This is a genomic window from Rhizobium sp. CFBP 8752, assembly GCF_014842035.1.
Lineage (GTDB): Bacteria > Pseudomonadota > Alphaproteobacteria > Rhizobiales > Rhizobiaceae > Neorhizobium > Neorhizobium soli.
In genome coordinates this window covers 861,643-878,351 of the sequence record NZ_JACYUZ010000001.1, presented here as the reverse complement: position 1 = coordinate 878,351, position 16,709 = coordinate 861,643, and the positions used below count along the sequence as shown (strand labels likewise).

Genomic DNA, 16,709 nt, shown 5'->3' with positions numbered 1-16,709 from the left:
GTTGGAGGGCAAGCCCTCGCCAGTCTGACAGTTTGCTGACAGCGGCACTCAGTAGCCTGTCAGGGCCCCGATGGCATTCTGCACTCGTCAACCAAATACGAGAGGAAACATGCCATGAAAACGAAACTTGCTCTGACGACCTTCGCCGCCGCACTCGCCCTCACCGCTTCGCTGCCACTGTTCCAGGCAGCCGTTCCCTTTGCCGGCACATCCGCAGCCTTTGCCCGCCAGGGTGCGGACGATGGTCCGAACCATGATGCCAATGACGACAAGGGTGGCAAGCGCGGCGGCAAGAGCCGCGACGACGCTGCAACCCATGACAAGAACGACGACAAGGGCGGAAAGCGCGGCGGCAAAAGCAGCGATGACGCCGCAACTCACGACAAGAACGACGACAAGGGCGGAAAGCGCGGCGGCAAAAGCAGCGATGACGCCGCGACTCACGACAAGAACGACGACAAGGGCGGAAAGCGCGGCGGCAAAAGCAGCGACGACTCTGCAAACCACAACAAGAACGACCACAAGGGCGGAAAGCGCGGCGGCCACAAATAGGCTTTGTCCGACCACTGGCCGCACCCCCGCCGGATGCCGGCGGGGGTGCGGCCGTTTGCAGCAACATCGCCATCATGGCAGAGTAGTGTTTCGCGGCTCAAAAGCGCTGCCACACAGTCCTATCCGGAGTATCAATGGGCGTGACCCGTCGTATCTGTCTTGCTGCGCTGCTCGCGGCCACACTCGGGTCGGCGATTGTCGCACCCGTTGCGCCCGCATTCGCCAAGGACGGCGATGGCGGCAGCGATGGCGGCGGATCTTCCGGTTCGGGCGGTAGCGGCTCGGGCAATGACGGCGGTGGCGATGATGGCGATAACCACGGCGGTGATGACGATGGCGGTGATGACCACGGCAAGGACGGTGCGGGAGGCCATGACGCTTCGGGGGGCGGCTATGGCCCAAACGATTCCGATCGGGCCCGCGATGCGGTCCGCAGCGGTCAGATCATGCCGCTAAAGACGATGCTGAGAAAGATCGACGCCACCAGGTATGGTCGCATCATCGACATCCGTCTCAGCCGCTCGCCGCAGCGCGACGTCTACCAACTGAAACTGCGCGACAACACCGGTGCCATCCGCACCCTGCGGGTCGATGCGAGAAGCGGCTCGCTTCTGGGAGGCGGTTGATATCATGAAGATCCTGCTTGCCGAAGACGATCCCCAGATCGCAGCGCTCGTTGTCGAGAAGCTCAGTCGCGAGGGCTATTTTGTCGAAACTCTGTCGAACGGACCAGACATTTGGGAACGGGGCGAGACAGGCGACCATGCAGCCATCATTCTTGATCTCGGCCTGCCGGGGATGGATGGGCTTTCAATTCTCAAGCGCTGGCGGGCAAGCGGCGTCGAAACGCCCGTCCTCGTGCTGACGGCGCGCGGTTCCTGGATGGAACGCGTCGATGGCTTCGACGCCGGCGCCGACGACTACCTGCCGAAACCGTTTCGCAGCGAGGAGCTGCTCGCCCGGCTGAAGGCGCTGCTTCGCCGAACCGGCAAGGTTCAGGCCCGCGTCAAATCGGCCGACCGGTTCACGCTGGACGAGCAGGCCCGCCGCGTGACGTTCGACGGACGCGAGCTGGATCTGAGCCCTCTGGAATACCGGATGATTTCCCTGTTCATTGACCGTCCGGGTGCCGTCCTGACGCCGGCGGAGCTTGCAAGCCAGGTTCAGGGCCGCGACGACGACGCCGCCAAGAACGCCGTCGAGGCGATGGTTGCCCGCTTGCGCAAGAAAACCGACAGCGACGCGATCGAGACCCGCCGTGGCTTTGGATACGTTCTGCCGGAGAAACGCCCGTGATCCGCTCCTTACGTTTCCGTCTGGCAATCGGTGCCCTGATATCGATCGGCGTGGCCCTGTGGCTCGCCTGGTTCGTGCTCGGTCACCTGTTCGAGGACTATGTCGCCGACCAGTATTCCGCGGAGATGACGGCCGTCTCGGACGCGCTCGGCGCCCGGCTGACCATTCAGCAGAACGGTCTCTCCCTGGCCAGCGAGCCGTCCGATGCACGCTTCCAGATCCCGGCCGGTGGCCTCTACTGGCAGATATCGCCGGCCGACGGGAAACCGCCGCTGCGCTCGCGCTCGCTTTGGGACCAGGAACTTTCGCGGCAGTTGTTTTCTCCCGATCTCTATTGCGGCTTCTACCAGACCGAGGGACCCGATGGTGGCCCGATCCTGATCACGGTCAGGGAGATGTCGATCGGCGAAGGCGATGCCCTGCAGCGCTTTACCCTCTACACAGCCTTCTCCAAGAACGACATGGAGGAAGCGCTCGCCACCTATCACCGGCCGCTGGTCATGATGCTGGTTGCCATCGGCGCCCTGCTTTTCCTTGCCGCACTCCTGCAGAGCCTCGTCGGTCTGAGGCCGCTTTCCCGCCTGCGCCAGGATGTAGCCGATATCCGGGCGGGTCGCCTGCCGAGCATCGGTGCGCAGGGGCCAAGCGAAGTCACGCCGCTCGTCAACGAGATCAACCTTCTTCTGTCGGAGCGGGAAAATGCCGTCGAGCGGGCGCGCGCCCGGGCAAGCGATCTTGCACACGGCCTGAAAACGCCACTGACCGTCCTGTCCCATCTCGTCGAGGATCTGCCGGGCGCCCGTCGCGAAACGGCCCTGCAGCAGATCGAGCTGGTGCGCCAGCGCGCCGACCGGCAGCTGCAGGCCGCACGAATGGGCGTCGAACAGATGGCGACGACATCGCTTCTCGGTATTTCGGGAAAGCTTGTGAGCGTGCTTTCGCCGGTCACCGAAAACCGCGGGATCGACTGGGAGCTCGACATCGATCCGGATCTCACCGTCCAGGCGGATCCGGCCGATGCGGCCGAAGCCATCGGCAACATTCTCGACAACGCTGTCCGTTTTGCAAGACGGCGCATCGAGCTGACGGCATCGAGAGGCGATGGCGGGATGGTGTTGCTGCGTATCGCGGACGATGGCCCGGGCGTCACGCCGGAGCGTTACGCCTCCATGCTGAAGCGCGGTGTCCGCGGCCAGCAGGAGAAAGACAACGATGGCGCCGGAACAGGCCTTGGCCTGGCGATTTCCGGCGACATCGCAAATGCTTACGGCGGGAAGCTGAGCCTCTCCCGATCGCATATGGGAGGTCTTGAAGCCGTCCTGTGTCTGCCGGCGACCAAGGAGATCGCGGCATGACGACGGAGCAGACTACTTCTTTTTGGTGTTGCTTTCGGCCGACTTGACCTGCGAACCCAAAGTCGGCGCAGCCGCTGGAGCGGCCTTGTCCTTCTTGGGTTTGCGCGTTTCCTTGTTGCCGCGTACCTGACCCTTGGCCATGACCTATCTCCTCATGTTGATGGTGAAGCATAGCCTCTGATCCGGGTAAAATAGCAAGCGTTATTACACCGGTTTGATAGGGCATTTTCCGACGCTTGATCGCAAACTCACACTCGGACGGGAACAATTCAACGTCTGATGCAATTGCCCCGGATCGATCGAAGCCGTGGAGCATCCCGTGATCAACGACCTCTGGTACAAAAATGCCGTCTTCTATTGCCTCAATGTCGAAACCTTCATGGATTCCAACGGCGACGGGGTCGGTGATTTTCAAGGGGTGCAGCGGCGCCTGGACTACCTCGCCGGCCTCGGCGTGACCGCGATCTGGCTGATGCCGTTCCAGGCGTCTCCCGGCCGCGACGACGGATATGATGTCTCAGACTATTACAATGTCGATCCCCGCTACGGCACGCTCGGCGATTTCGTCGAGTTCACCCACAGTGCCAAGCAACGCGGCATCCGCGTCCTGATCGATCTCGTCGTCAACCACACATCGGACGAACACCCCTGGTTCAAGGAAGCCCGTGCCGACAAGAATTCGCGCTACCGCGACTGGTATGTCTGGTCGAAGACGAAACCGGCCAATGCCGATGAAGGCATGGTGTTTCCGGGCATCCAGAAGACGACATGGACGCGCGACAAGGCTTCCGGCGAGTACTACTTCCACCGCTTCTACGAATTCCAGCCGGATCTCAACACCGCCAACCCGCATGTGCAGGCCGAGATCCTGAAGATCATGGGCTTTTGGCTGCAGCTCGGCGTCTCCGGCTTCCGCATGGATGCGGTTCCCTTCGTGATTGCCGAAAAGGGCGCCGACGTCACAAAGCCGAAGGAGCAGTTCGACATGCTGCGGTCCTTCCGCGAATTCCTGCAATGGCGCCAGGGTGACAGCATCATTCTGGCCGAAGCGAATGTCGTTCCGAAGGAGAACCTGCAATATTTCGGCGACGACGGCGACCGGATGCAGATGATGTTCAACTTCCACGTCAACCAGTCGCTGTTTTACGCGATGGCCAGCGCCGACGTGAGGCCGCTCGCAAAGGCGATGAACGACACCAAGGAACGCCCGGCGACCGGCCAGTGGGGCATTTTCCTGCGCAACCACGACGAACTCGACCTCGGCCGCCTGACCGACAAGCAGCGCCAGACGGTGTTCGACAAGATGGGTCCGGACAAGGACATGCAGCTCTACGACCGCGGCATCCGCCGTCGTCTGGCGCCGATGCTCGGTGGCGATCCGCGCCGGTTGAAGCTGGCCTACAGCCTGATGTATTCCCTGCCCGGCACGCCGGTTCTGCGCTACGGCGACGAAATCGGCATGGGCGACGACCTGTCGCTGCCCGAGCGCAACTGCGCTCGCACGCCGATGCAGTGGTCGAACGAGCCGCAGGGCGGCTTCACCAAGAGCGACAAACCGATCCTGCCCGTCATCCACGAGGGCCCCTACGGCTTCGACCACGTCAACGTCGCCATCCAGCGTCGCGATCCGGATTCCATGCTCAACTGGACGGAGCGGATGATCCGCATGCGCAAGGAGGCGCCGGAGATCGGCTGGGGCACGTTCGAATGCCTCGATACCGGCGATGACGGCGTACTCGCCATGCGCTACGACTGGCGCGACAACGCGCTGGTGATCCTCCACAATTTCCACGACCGGCCGGTGGAGATCACCTTCGACGTGGGCCTCAAAGATGCGGGCAAGAACCTGATTGACATCGCCGATGACTCGGACAGCACAGCGGACGAAAAAGGCAAGCATCACATCGTGATCGAGCCCTATGGCTATCGCTGGTATCGCGCCGGCGGGCTGGATTACCTGCTGAAGCGCAGCGAGGTGTGAGCGGCGGTAAAACCGCCCTTGCAAAACCCCGTACCAAAGTCGAAACTGCCTAAATATCAGTCTCTCCGATAAAGGCGATCGTTTTTAGGCATGGCAGCACGCCAACGCATCATACCGGTTCGCCGTGAGTACAATCGCTGGGTCGCGAACCAGACGCTGGAAGACTATGCGCTGCGCTTCACCGCAAAGAGCGCCCGCCGGTTTTCATCCAGCCGTATTTCGCAGACGGCAATCGGCGCGATCTCGTTTCTGGCGTTGGAAGCGATCGGCGGGGCGATCACGCTGTCCTACGGCACGACCAACGCGTTTTTCGCCATTCTGGTGGCCGCACTCGTCATGCTGGTCGTGGGATTGCCGATCAGCCGCTATGCGATCCGCCACGGGGTCGATATCGATCTCCTCACCCGCGGCGCCTCGTTCGGTTATATCGGCTCCACCATCACCTCGCTGATCTATGCGAGCTTTACCTTCATGCTGTTTGCGATCGAAGCGTCCATCATGACCGGCGCGCTGGATCTCGCCTTCGGGATACCGCCCTGGATCGGCTATATCATTTCGGCGGCCGTGGTGATCCCGCTCGTCATCTACGGCGTGCAGCTGATCTCGCGGTTCCAGCTTCTGACCCAGCCGTTCTGGATCATCCTCAACATCCTGCCCTTCGTCTTTATCGCTTTCATGGACTGGCAGAAATTCGACCTCTGGCGCGCCTTTGCCGGCATCGGCCATTCGAACGGAGAAGTCGGCGGGGCGGCGCCGTTTGATCTGGTGGAATTTGGGGCAGCGTCTGCCGTCATTCTGGCGCTGATGCCGCAGATCGGTGAGCAGGTCGATTTCCTGCGCTTCCTGCCGCCGGAAGGGCAGCGCAAATGGCGCCACCGGTTCGCGGTGTTTCTGGCTGGACCCGGCTGGGTTCTGGTCGGCGTGCCAAAACTTCTCGCGGGCTCCTTCCTCGCAGTGCTGACGCTCTCGAGCGCTGTGCCGGTCGAGGACGCGGCCGATCCCGCCCATATGTATCTCGCCGCCTTCGGCTACATGATCCCCAACGAGACCGCGGCGCTGATGCTGATGGCGGCTTTCGTGGTCGTGTCGCAGCTGAAGATCAACGTGATGAACGCCTATGCGGGGTCGCTTGCCTGGTCGAACTTTTTCTCGCGCCTGACCCACAGCCATCCCGGCCGCGTCGTCTGGCTGGTGTTCAACGTCATCATCGCGCTGCTTCTGATGGAGCTTGGCATCTACCGGCTGCTGGAGGAAACGCTCGGCATTTTCTCGATCGTCGCGATGAGCTGGCTCTGCACGATTTCGGCGGATCTCTTCATCAACAAGCCGCTCGGTCTGTCGCCGCCCGGCATCGAGTTCAAGCGCGCCCATCTCTATGACGTCAATCCGGTCGGTCTCGGCGCCATGTTCGGTGCGACAGGCATTGCGCTGACCGCCCATTTCGGCCTGTTCGGCCCGCTGATGGCGTCGCTCGCCACCTATCTGACGCTCAGCGCCTTCGTGGTGTCGCCGGCGATCGCCTTTGCCACCAAGGGCAAATACTATCTCGCCCGAAAACCGCGCCAGAGCTGGAAGACATTGGGCTCGATCACCTGCTCGATCTGCGAACACCCGTTCGAGCATGAGGACATGGCCTGGTGCCCGGCCTATGCGGCGCCGATCTGTTCTCTGTGCTGTTCGCTCGACAGCCGCTGCCACGACATGTGCAAGCCGCATGCGCGGCTGAACACACAGATCGGCACCGTGGCGCGCACATTCCTCACCGAAAGCGTCATTGCAAAGCTCACGACCCGGCTAGGCCGCTACGGGATGACGGCGGTGATCTCCATCTCGGCAATCGGTGCCATCCTGTCGCTGATCGCCTATCAGGTAGGCCAGGCAGCGCCTGCCAATGCCGATGTCATCTACGGCACGATCCTGATCGTTTTCTTCGTGTTTGCCATCATTACCGGCATCTTCTCCTGGTTCTACGTGCTGGCGCATGACAGCCGGATGGTGGCCGAAGAGGAATCCTCGCGACAGAACACGCTTCTGCTCAAGGAAATCTCGGCGCACAAAAAGACCGATGCGGCGCTTCAGGATGCCAAGGAAACCGCCGAAGCCGCCAACCGCGCCAAGAGCCGGTATGTCGTCGGCCTCAGCCACGAGCTGCGCACGCCCCTCAACGCCGTGTTGGGCTATGCCCAGATCCTGGAGCGCGACGACACCATCCCTGCCCCGCGGCAGTCGGCAATCAAGGTCATCAAGCGCAGCGCGGATCATCTTTCCGGCCTGATCGACGGGCTGCTGGACATTTCCAAGATCGAGGCCGGGCGGCTGCAGGTCTATTCCAACGAGATCAACATCCAGGATTTCCTCGACCAGATCGTCGAGATGTTCAGCCTCCAGGCGCAGGCCAAGGGCCTTGCCTTCGAACACGTGCGCGCCCGCACGCTTCCGCAATATGTCCGCACCGACGAAAAGCGGCTTCGCCAGATCCTCGTCAACATCCTTTCCAACGCGGTCAAATTCACCGACGAGGGAACTGTTCGTTTCGAGATCGCCTATCGCAGTCAGGTCGCGACTTTCACCGTGACCGATACCGGCCGTGGCATCGCGGAAAAGGATCTCGGCCGCATCTACGAACCGTTCCAGCGCGGCGAAGCGGAAAGCATCCGGCCGATGCCGGGGCTTGGGCTTGGGCTGACGATCACCCAGCTTCTGACCAACACGCTCGGCGGCGAAATCTCGGTTGCCAGTACGAAGGGTGAAGGCTCGACCTTCAAGGTGCGTCTCATGCTCTCGGCCATCGAACGGCCGAACACGACGCCGGAGGCCGAGCGCAAGATCGTCTCCTATACCGGGCCGCGCCGCACCATCGTCGTGGTGGACGACAACCAGGATCACCGCGACCTGATGCGCGAAGTGCTGGCGCCGATGGATTTCGTCATCCTGACGGCCGTCGACGGGCCGGAATGCCTGACGCTGATCGAAGGTGTGCGGCCGGATCTGTTTCTGGTCGACATCTCCATGCCTGGCATGAGCGGCTGGCAGCTTGTTTCGAGGTTGCGCGAGGAAGGACAGACGGCGCCCATGATCATGCTCTCGGCCAATATCGGCGATGGCACGACTGCCGATGCCGGTGGCGAAGGGCATGACGACACGCTGTCAAAGCCCGTCAACCTGCGCCGCCTTGCCGACAAGCTCGCCTCGCATCTCTCCCTCAAATGGGTCTACGAGGACGAAGCGCCGGCACTGGCGCTTTCGGCACTGATCAAGCAGCCGGTCATCAGTCCCGGGACGGGCCATCTTCAGGATCTCCTGCGGCTCGGTGAAATCGGCTACGTCCGCGGCATCGAAGCCAAGCTCGCGGATCTCGCCACGGACCAATCCCACCGTCCGTTCGCGGAAGAGCTCGGAACCTATGTAAAGGCCTTCGACATGGCCGGTTACATGAAATATCTGGAACGCATGGAGACACAGGAACTCGAAAAACAGGAAAACAGCGATGGCTGACGCGACGACACCGCGCGATATCGTCCTCCTGGTGGACGACAGTCCCGACACGCTCGGCTTCCTGACCGAGGCGCTGGAGCAATCCGGCTTTTCGGTGCTGATCGCCACGTCGGGTCAGGCAGCGCTTTCGATCGTCGAGCGCATCACGCCCGATCTGATCCTGCTCGACGCCGTGATGCCCGGCATGGACGGGTTCGAGACCTGCCGCAGACTGAAGGCGCATGCGGCAGCTCAAGTGCCAGTGATCTTCATGACGGGCCTGACCGAAACCGAACACGTCGTCAACGCGCTCGACAGCGGCGGCGTCGACTATCTGAGCAAGCCGATCAATATCGACGAGCTGCGGGCGAGAATACGGGTGCATCTTTCCAACGCCCGCTCCGCCCAGAGCGCCCGCGTCGCGCTCGATGCCGCCGGCCGGCATCTGCTTGCGGTCAGAAACGACGGCTCGATCCGCTGGTCGACACCGCAGGCAACGCGGCTGATGAATGCCGCAACGGAAAGCGACGACGGCATTGCGATCGTCGCAGGCCGCATCGGCGCCTGGATGGCAGAGCGCGATACGGCAGGCTTTGCCCGCAACGCCGCCTTCTCGCTGTCCGAAAACCTGCAGACCAGCCTGCAGTTTGCGTTTCTCGGCGCGATCGGCGCCGACGAATTCCTGTTCCGGCTGTCGGCCGCTGTCATCAAGCGGCCGGACGACGAAATCCTGCGCCAGCACTTTCCGCTGACGCAACGGGAGTCGGAAGTGCTCTTATGGATCGCCAAGGGCAAGGCGAACAAGGATATCGGCGATATCCTCGGTCTGTCGGCCCGCACCGTGAACAAGCATCTCGAGCAGATCTACATCAAGCTCGGCGTCGAAAACCGCGCCTCGGCAGCGGTTATGGCGGCGAACGTCCTGCACACAGGCGACCGGCCGGACTAGACGCAAACGGACCGACCGGGGCCAGACACTTGCAGTCGGCGATGCCAAGGGATAGATCCGCGCGCACCCTCAACGGCTTAGACAAGCCGCATCCGGAACTCCGCAGTCATGACTACTCAATCGCCTTTGACGGCACAGACGCCCCACGACGCAGATAACTCCCCGACGGCGGAACGGGTGAGGAAACGCGTCGTCCTGCATTTCCCGGGCTTCGAGCCGCTCGACGCCGGCATGCACCATGCCCGCTATGTGCGCGCGGCGGCACAGAGCGCCAAGACATGGAACCTGGATCTCCAGACAGGTGAGCTGCAGCGGACCGCAAAGACGGCGTATTTCGACATAACCTGTCGGGTGCGGGATGCGGGCGACGGCGTCACGCAAAGCCGGTTCTACATCTTCGACCACTGCGCGCTGGTCAACAGCCTGAACGGCAAGCCGCTGCCGCGCCGTATCCTCGACGGTTATCGAAGCGCCTTGCGTATCGTCACCCAGGGCGGCATGGCCGGCTATCTCAGGCATGCGTGGCGGTTCGGCCTGTTCTTCCTGTTTCCGTTCCTGCTGGTGGCTGTAGTCCTTGGGCTCACCGCCGTGATCGCTGCCCTGCCCGCGCTGCTCGGGCTCAATATGTTGCATCTGTTGTGGAGCATCCCGCTTGGTCTTGCGCTGTTCCGCTACGCCTTCCTCCCCTTCATGGCACGGTTTCACACGCTGCACCTGTTTGCCGACTGGGAGATGGCCGACGCGATGGGCAATCTCGACAGGCCCGATGTCAACGCCTGGCTGGCGAGCTGCATGGAGGGTGTCCGCGAGGCACTGACTGAGGATGCGGACGAATATCTCATCACGTCGCACAGCATGGGATCGGCTGTCGCGACCCACGTGATCGGCATGCTGCTTGCGGAAAGTCCTGATGCGTTCAGGCGGGGCCCCGCTCGGAGCGAACGCAAGGTGAGCTTCGTGACGCTCGGTGGCGCGATCCTGCAATGCTCGCTGCTGCGGCCCGCTACGACATTGCGCGAATGTGTCGGCCGCATTGCCCGATCGCCACAGATCTTCTGGCTGGAGGTTCAGTGCCTCACCGACAGCATTCATTTCTACAAGAGCCGCATCGTGGCGCTGGCAGGACATGAAGATGCACCCCAGGCGACGCTTGCCTTCATCAGGGTCAAGCGGATGATGGCGCCCGAGCGCTACAACAGGATCAAGCGCGATTTCCTGCGCGTGCACCGTCAATACGTTCTTGGATCGGAAGCAAAGTCGAATTTCGATTTCACACTGATGACCGCCGGCCCTCTTCCCGCGGCGCGGTTTGCCAGTTTCACCCCCGAAAGTTTCTGATGGGATTTTCAGGGTTTGAGCTCGGGAAACTTCCAGCTCGATATCTGAACCCTGCAGGCATCAATGCAAAAAGCCCGGTCAATGGCCGGGCTTCCTGTCAATCGATGGTTCAAGCCTTGAAGGCTCAGCCCTGCGGGAAGTAGCTGTACTTGCCGTCCGGACCCTTCTTCCACTCGTACATGACGTAGCCTGGGAGCTTCGGGTCGCCCTTGGCGTCGAAAGCCATGTCGCCGAGAACGGTCTTGAACGGACCCTTTTCCTTGAGAGCCTTGGCAACGACTTCTGCGTCATCAGGGCTGCCAGCTAGCTTGATGCCTTCGGCGATGACCTGAACGGCTGCGTAGGAATAGAGCGTGTAGGCTTCAGGGTTGAAGCCGGCAGCCTTGAACTTGGCAACCAGTTCCTTGTTCTCAGGACGCAGTGTCGGATCGGGGCCGAACGTGTTCAGCGTGCCTTCGACTGCATCGCCAGCGATCGAGGCCAGTTCGTTGGAGACGATACCGTCACCCGATACGAGCGTTGCCTTGAGGCCAGCATCCTTCGCCTGACGGATGATCAGGCCGGCTTCCGTGTGGAGACCACCCCAGTAGATGATCGAAACGCCGGCTTCCTTCATCTTGGAAATCAGCGCCGAGAAGTCCTTGTCGCCGACGTTGACGCCTTCGCGGATGACCTGCTTCTTGCCGGCCGCGTTGTAGGCTTTCATGGTTTCTTCAGCGAGACCCTGGCCGTAAGGTGTCTTGTCGTCGATGATCGCGATCTTTGCATCGGCGAACTTCTCGGCAAGATACTTGCCGGCGACGCCGCCCTGCTGGTCGTCACGGCCGCAGGTGCGGAACGTGTTCCACAGGCCGCGCTCGGTGAAGACAGGGTTGGTTGCTGCAGGGGTGACTTCGAGCATGCCGTTTTCGGCATAGACTTCCTGCGAAGCCGGGATCGAAACGCCCGAGTTGAAGTGACCGACAACATACTTCACGCCATCGGACGCGAACTTGTTGGCGACGGAAATGCCCTGCTTCGGATCGGAAACGTCGTCGCCGAGCGCGATGACCAGCTTTTCGCCGTTGATGCCGCCGGCGGCATTGATATCGGCGATAGCCTGTTCAGCACCCTTCTGCAGCTGCGCGCCGAATGCAGCATTCGGGCCGGTCAGCGGGCCGCCAACGCCGATGATGATATCGGCCCAGGCGTTGCCGCTGAATGCGACCATCGCCGTCAGCGCGACGGCGGAAAGAAGAGACTTCTTCATTGATTTACTCCCAGTTTTTAGGTGAGCGGTTTTTTGGGACCCGGACGCAATACCCACCATCATTGCGCCGGAGAAATGTTCCACCCTCTGGTGTATTCTTATTTGACCCAACCCAATCTGAAGTCAGAAATGAGCGACTGTCAATCTTTCTTCTTCCATGAGAAAGCGGAGACAGGCTGATAGAGCCAGTAGTAGTTCTGAACCATCTGACGGGTGCGGCGAATGCGGAATCCGGAGATGGAAAACGCCATCAGCAGCACCACATCGATGATGTAATGGAACGGGCTGATGAACGGTCCCTGGAACAGCGCGTAGTGCATGAACTGCATCGCGACGGCCAGAAGCAGCGTGTAGGCGATGACATGGCCATAGCCGTTCCAGCCTTCTGCGACCGCCTTGCCGGCGCGCCACGCCGTCCAGAAGCCGAGGACCATGACGAGTGCGCGCAGGAAATAACGCACGCCAGTATCGGTTTCGAAAAACAGGCCCTGCATCTCAGTGTCCCCCGGTCGCCGGAATGATGATCATGGTGCTCAATGCCGGCCCCCCTCGAGATAGGCGGCGCGGACTTCGGGATTTGCGAGCAGTTCCTTGCCGGAGCCGGACATCGTCACCTTGCCATTGACCATCACATAGGCGCGATCGGACAGTTTGAGTGCCGCAAACGCGTTCTGCTCGACGAGGAAGACGGTGAGCCCCTCTTCCTTGTTCAGCTTCTTGATCGCCTCGAAAATGCCCTTGACGATCAGTGGTGCGAGGCCGAGCGACGGCTCGTCCAGGAGAAGCAGTTTCGGACGCGCCATCAGCGCACGGCCGATCGACAGCATCTGCTGCTCGCCGCCCGACAGCGTGCCGCCGCGTTGGGCCTGGCGTTCCTTGAGGCGCGGAAACAGGGTGAAGATCTTTTCGACGTCCTCTTTGAAATACTTGAGGTTGTCGAGACCGGCGCCCATCTGCAGGTTTTCGTGCACGGTCATGCGCGGAAAGATGCGGCGGCCTTCCGGCGACTGGGCGATACGCCGACGCGCAATCAAATGCGTCGGCACCTGCGTGATGTCTTCGCCGTCGAAGATGACCTGACCCTTGCGGGCCTGCGGGCTGCCGCAGATCGTCATCATCAGCGTCGACTTGCCGGCACCGTTGGCGCCGATCAGACTGACAATCTCGCCCTTGTTGACTTCGACATTGACGCCGTCGAGGGCCCGGATGTTGCCGTAGTAGGTTTCGACGCCCTGGACTTTCAGAAGGGGTTCACCGGCCATCAGACGGACCCCTCTTCAATAATGCCCTTGTCGAGCTTTTCCTCGATTTCTTCAACTTCATCATCCTCGACGCCGAGATAGGCTGCGATCACCCTCGGGTCGTTCTTCACGTGATCAGGCGTTCCGTCGGAAATCTTCTGGCCGTATTCCAGAACCACGACGTGATCCGAAATCTCCATGACGACGGACATGTCGTGCTCGATCAGGAGCAGAGACGTGCCTTCGTCGCGGATGCCGCGCAACAGCGCGTTGAGCGTGAGCGATTCCTTCGGGTTGAGGCCGGCGGCGGGCTCGTCCAGGCACAGAAGCTCCGGCCCGGTGCACATGGCGCGGGCGATTTCCAGCCGGCGCTGGGCACCATAGGAAAGGTCGCCGGCCGGGTCGTCGGCGCGGTCCGTCAGATCCGCCTTGTCCAACCAGTATTCAGCCTTTTCGATCGCGGCTTTGGCAGCGTTCTTGTAGGTCGGCAGACCCAAGAGGCCGAGGATCGTGTAACCCGAAGCCTTCATCAGCACGTTGTGCTGCGCGACCAGCAGGTTTTCGAGAACCGTCAGGCCGGAAAACAGCCGGATGTTCTGGAAGGTACGGGCAACACCCGCGACCTTGTTGATCTCGAAATCGCGAAGGCGTTCCAAAAGGAACTCGCGGCCGTTGCTGCGATGCAGGGTCAGCATGCCCATCGTCGGCTTGTAAAAGCCGGTGATGCAGTTGAACACCGTCGTCTTGCCGGCGCCGTTCGGGCCGATCAGCGCGGTGATTTCGCCGCGCTTGGCTTCGAACGAGAAGTCGTCGATCGCCATCAGGCCACCAAACCGCATCGACAGATGCTCGACCCTCAGGATCGTGTCTTTCGTCATAGTCGTCATATCCGTCGCCATCAGCCGTGGCCTTCCTTGGTGAAGCTGCCGGAGATGGCCTTGCGCTCCTTCAGGAAGGCTGTCGGCTCACGCGAGCCCACGAAGCCACGCGGCTTGAACAGCATGACGATGATCATCGCCAGCCCGAACAGCAGCATGCGGTAGAGTTCCGGGGTGAAGTCGGGGCCGAAGATGATCTTCAGGAACGACATCTCGCGCAGGATTTCGGTGCCGCCGACCATGATGACAGCGGCGATCGCGATACCGGTCAGCGAACCCATGCCGCCGAGAACCACGATGGCCAGGATGACCGCCGATTCCAGGAAGACGAAGCTTTCCGGAGACACGAAACCCTGGCGGGTCGCAAAGAACGAGCCTGCAAAACCGCCGAACATCGCGCCCGTGGCAAATGCCGTGAGCTTGGTGGTGACGGTGTTGATGCCGAGCGAGCGGCAGGCGATTTCATCTTCGCGCAACGCTTCCCATGCGCGACCGATCGGCATGCGACGCAGGCGAATGGTGACGTAGGCCGTCAGCATGCAGAGCGCGAGGATGATGTAGAACAGGAAGATCTTGTAATAGACCGACGAAGCCGAGAGGCCCCAGGCCTTGACGAAGTTGTTCGGGGAGCCCGTATCGAACGACCATATGCCGAAGAACGACGCTTTGGCGATGCCCGAGATACCGAACGTGCCCTTGGTGACGTCAGTCCAGTTGATCAGAACAAGCCGGATAATTTCCCCGAAGGCGAGCGTCACGATGGCAAGGTAGTCACCCCGCAATCTCAACACCGGGAAGCCGAGGATGACGCCCCAGAGCGCGGCGAGAATGCCGGACATCGGCAGCAGCAGCCAGAACGAGAAGCCGAAATAGGATGACAGAAGCGCGTAGGAATAGGCGCCGACCGCATAGAAGGCGACATAGCCAAGATCGAGCAGACCGGCGAGACCGACGACGATGTTGAGGCCCCAGGCGAGCATCACATAGATGAGGATCTGGATGCCGAAGTTGTCGACATATTTCAGCGAGCCCTGCTTGCCAACGATCAGCAGCGACAGGAATGGATAGATGAGCAGGAAGACCAGCGCGAACTTGAGGAAGTGGCGATGGAAGAAGCTCTTCTCGTCCGAGATCTCGAGAATGCCGGCCTTTGCCTTGGCAAGCTTGCGGCGGTCGAGATGCGGCTTGATAAAGGCGACTGTCAGGAAGCGACCGATGGCAGCGACCGCGACGAACACCGCAAGCAGGCCCCAGCGGGTGCGCCAGACGAGCTGGTTGTTGATATCCTGATAGGTCTCGATGCCGACGAACAGGGAGAACATCAGCAAGGCGATGACGCCTGCAAAGATGCCTTCCTTGATCGCCTTGGCCATGACGTTGTTGGGAACGGTTTCCGATACGGTCGCCATGTTACACCTTCTCCACTTCAGGACGACCGAGGATGCCGGTCGGCTTGAAGATCAGCACGAAGGCGAGGATCGCAAAGGTCGCGACATCCTTGTAGGCGATCGAGAAATACGCCGACCACAGGCTTTCGATGAGGCCGATCAGCAACCCGCCGAGAACAGCGCCCGGCAGCGAGCCGATGCCGCCGAGAACGGCTGCGGTGAATGCCTTCACACCCGGAATGAAGCCGTCGTTGAACGAGGCGACACCGTAATACATCAGGTACATGGCACCGGCGACGGCAGCGAGAGCCGCGCCCATGATGAAGGTGATCGAGATCGTCTTGTCGACGTCGACGCCGAGCAGAGCCGCCATCTTGCGATCCTGTTCGGTGGCGCGCTGGGCACGGCCGAGCGGCGTCTTGTTGACGATGTACCAGAACGCAAACAGCAGGATCGAGGTGATCACGACGATCAGGATCTGCTTCAGCGACACCGTGATCGCACCGAAATGATAGGTGTCGGTGACCAGCGGCGGGATCGGCTTGTTGCGCGGACCCTGCGTCACCTGGATGAAGTTCGACAGGAAGATCGACATGCCGATCGCGGTGATCAGCGGCGCCAGGCGGAACGAGCCGCGCAGCGGACGGTAGGCGATCCGCTCGATCGTCCAGTTCCACAGGCCTGTCATCAGCATGCCGACGAGCAGCATCAGCAAAAGCAGCAGCGCCACCGGAATGCCGGCGAAGAAGGATGTGGCAAGCAGGAACACGATCAGGGCGGCAAAGCCGCCGAGCATGAAGATGTCACCATGGGCAAAGTTGATCATGCCGATGATGCCGTAAACCATCGTATAGCCGATTGCCACGAGCCCATAGATGGATCCGAGAGTCAGCCCGTTTATGAGCTGCTGGATAAAATATTCCATATATTTTCCCCTGCGGATGCGATCCTTGGCGGCCGCATCTTTCGCTTGAATGTCCCTGATAGGATCTTCAATTTTTTTGATTC

Annotated in this window: 15 protein-coding genes; 8 read left to right on the top strand and 7 right to left on the bottom strand. The window is 61.1% G+C overall.

All coding sequences use genetic code 11. The annotated features are described in order from the left end of the window. Positions 1–114: 114 nt before the first annotated feature. From IFT59_RS04210 to IFT59_RS04195, 4 genes are all read left to right on the top strand, one after another. Positions 115–552, top strand: coding sequence for a hypothetical protein (locus IFT59_RS04210; RefSeq protein ID WP_192086160.1), 438 nt, complete (start codon positions 115–117; stop codon positions 550–552). 134 nt (positions 553–686) lie between these two features. Then, the gene (locus IFT59_RS04205; protein WP_192086159.1) at positions 687–1,178 is read left to right on the top strand and encodes a PepSY domain-containing protein; all 492 of its coding nucleotides are present in this window, start codon (positions 687–689) and stop codon (positions 1,176–1,178) included. A gap of 4 nt (positions 1,179–1,182) precedes the next feature. Then, positions 1,183–1,848 (top strand): response regulator transcription factor, encoded by a 666-nt coding sequence (locus tag IFT59_RS04200; RefSeq protein WP_062582661.1) that lies wholly within the window; start codon positions 1,183–1,185, stop codon positions 1,846–1,848. Next, the gene (locus IFT59_RS04195; RefSeq protein WP_192086158.1) at positions 1,845–3,203 is read left to right on the top strand and encodes an ATP-binding protein; all 1,359 of its coding nucleotides are present in this window, start codon (positions 1,845–1,847) and stop codon (positions 3,201–3,203) included. The genes IFT59_RS04200 and IFT59_RS04195 overlap by 4 nt, the downstream gene beginning before the upstream one ends. Positions 3,204–3,215: 12 nt before the next feature. Here the strand turns inward: IFT59_RS04195 and IFT59_RS23255 are convergent, their stop codons facing one another. Beyond that, a complete protein-coding gene (locus tag IFT59_RS23255) occupies positions 3,216–3,344 on the bottom strand; it encodes a hypothetical protein (RefSeq protein ID WP_256413792.1) in 129 nt (42 codons plus the stop codon). Between the two features lie 178 nt (positions 3,345–3,522). Between IFT59_RS23255 and IFT59_RS04190 the strand changes: the two genes are divergently transcribed. From IFT59_RS04190 to IFT59_RS04175, 4 genes are all read left to right on the top strand, one after another. Next, entirely contained in the window at positions 3,523–5,184 is a 1,662-nt protein-coding gene (locus tag IFT59_RS04190; RefSeq protein WP_192086157.1) for an alpha-amylase family glycosyl hydrolase, read from the top strand. Positions 5,185–5,274: 90 nt separating this feature from the next. Then, entirely contained in the window at positions 5,275–8,679 is a 3,405-nt protein-coding gene (locus IFT59_RS04185) for a hybrid sensor histidine kinase/response regulator (protein WP_192086156.1), read from the top strand. Beyond that, a complete protein-coding gene (locus IFT59_RS04180) occupies positions 8,672–9,607 on the top strand; it encodes a response regulator transcription factor (RefSeq protein WP_062455217.1) in 936 nt (311 codons plus the stop codon). The genes IFT59_RS04185 and IFT59_RS04180 overlap by 8 nt, the downstream gene beginning before the upstream one ends. A gap of 108 nt (positions 9,608–9,715) precedes the next feature. After that, a complete protein-coding gene (locus IFT59_RS04175; protein ID WP_249407479.1) occupies positions 9,716–10,945 on the top strand; it encodes a hypothetical protein in 1,230 nt (409 codons plus the stop codon). 124 nt (positions 10,946–11,069) lie between these two features. Here IFT59_RS04175 and IFT59_RS04170 read toward each other — a convergent pair whose 3' ends face one another. From IFT59_RS04170 to IFT59_RS04145, 6 genes are all read right to left on the bottom strand, one after another. Further along, positions 11,070–12,194 (bottom strand): branched-chain amino acid ABC transporter substrate-binding protein, encoded by a 1,125-nt coding sequence (locus tag IFT59_RS04170; RefSeq protein ID WP_062455215.1) that lies wholly within the window; start codon positions 12,192–12,194, stop codon positions 11,070–11,072. Positions 12,195–12,334: 140 nt separating this feature from the next. Next, positions 12,335–12,688 (bottom strand): DUF6867 family protein, encoded by a 354-nt coding sequence (locus tag IFT59_RS04165; protein WP_062455213.1) that lies wholly within the window; start codon positions 12,686–12,688, stop codon positions 12,335–12,337. A 39-nt stretch (positions 12,689–12,727) separates the two neighbouring features. Beyond that, complete coding sequence (locus IFT59_RS04160; RefSeq protein WP_062455212.1) at positions 12,728–13,456, bottom strand: ABC transporter ATP-binding protein; 729 nt, start codon at positions 13,454–13,456, stop codon at positions 12,728–12,730. Beyond that, on the bottom strand, positions 13,456–14,334 hold the full coding sequence (locus IFT59_RS04155; protein ID WP_062455210.1) for an ABC transporter ATP-binding protein: 879 nt from the start codon (positions 14,332–14,334) through the stop codon (positions 13,456–13,458). Before IFT59_RS04155 ends, IFT59_RS04160 begins: the two co-directional genes overlap by 1 nt. Next, a complete protein-coding gene (gene livM / locus IFT59_RS04150; RefSeq protein ID WP_446737826.1) occupies positions 14,334–15,686 on the bottom strand; it encodes a high-affinity branched-chain amino acid ABC transporter permease LivM in 1,353 nt (450 codons plus the stop codon). The genes IFT59_RS04155 and livM overlap by 1 nt, the downstream gene beginning before the upstream one ends. A gap of 37 nt (positions 15,687–15,723) precedes the next feature. Next, positions 15,724–16,626 (bottom strand): branched-chain amino acid ABC transporter permease, encoded by a 903-nt coding sequence (locus IFT59_RS04145; protein WP_062455207.1) that lies wholly within the window; start codon positions 16,624–16,626, stop codon positions 15,724–15,726. Between the last annotated feature and the right edge of the window lie 83 nt (positions 16,627–16,709).

Coding starts and splice junctions, on each gene's coding strand:
- IFT59_RS04180 (WP_062455217.1), top strand. CDS start 8,672: ATGGCTGACGCGACGACACCGCGCGATATCGTCCTCCTGGTGGACGAC.
- IFT59_RS04145 (WP_062455207.1), bottom strand. CDS start 16,626: ATGGAATATTTTATCCAGCAGCTCATAAACGGGCTGACTCTCGGATCC.
- IFT59_RS04175 (WP_249407479.1), top strand. CDS start 9,716: ATGACTACTCAATCGCCTTTGACGGCACAGACGCCCCACGACGCAGAT.
- IFT59_RS04155 (WP_062455210.1), bottom strand. CDS start 14,334: ATGGCGACGGATATGACGACTATGACGAAAGACACGATCCTGAGGGTC.
- IFT59_RS04165 (WP_062455213.1), bottom strand. CDS start 12,688: ATGCAGGGCCTGTTTTTCGAAACCGATACTGGCGTGCGTTATTTCCTG.
- IFT59_RS04170 (WP_062455215.1), bottom strand. CDS start 12,194: ATGAAGAAGTCTCTTCTTTCCGCCGTCGCGCTGACGGCGATGGTCGCA.
- IFT59_RS04185 (WP_192086156.1), top strand. CDS start 5,275: ATGGCAGCACGCCAACGCATCATACCGGTTCGCCGTGAGTACAATCGC.
- IFT59_RS04160 (WP_062455212.1), bottom strand. CDS start 13,456: ATGGCCGGTGAACCCCTTCTGAAAGTCCAGGGCGTCGAAACCTACTAC.
- IFT59_RS04200 (WP_062582661.1), top strand. CDS start 1,183: ATGAAGATCCTGCTTGCCGAAGACGATCCCCAGATCGCAGCGCTCGTT.
- IFT59_RS04205 (WP_192086159.1), top strand. CDS start 687: ATGGGCGTGACCCGTCGTATCTGTCTTGCTGCGCTGCTCGCGGCCACA.
- IFT59_RS23255 (WP_256413792.1), bottom strand. CDS start 3,344: ATGGCCAAGGGTCAGGTACGCGGCAACAAGGAAACGCGCAAACCCAAG.
- livM (WP_446737826.1), bottom strand. CDS start 15,686: ATGGCCAAGGCGATCAAGGAAGGCATCTTTGCAGGCGTCATCGCCTTG.
- IFT59_RS04210 (WP_192086160.1), top strand. CDS start 115: ATGAAAACGAAACTTGCTCTGACGACCTTCGCCGCCGCACTCGCCCTC.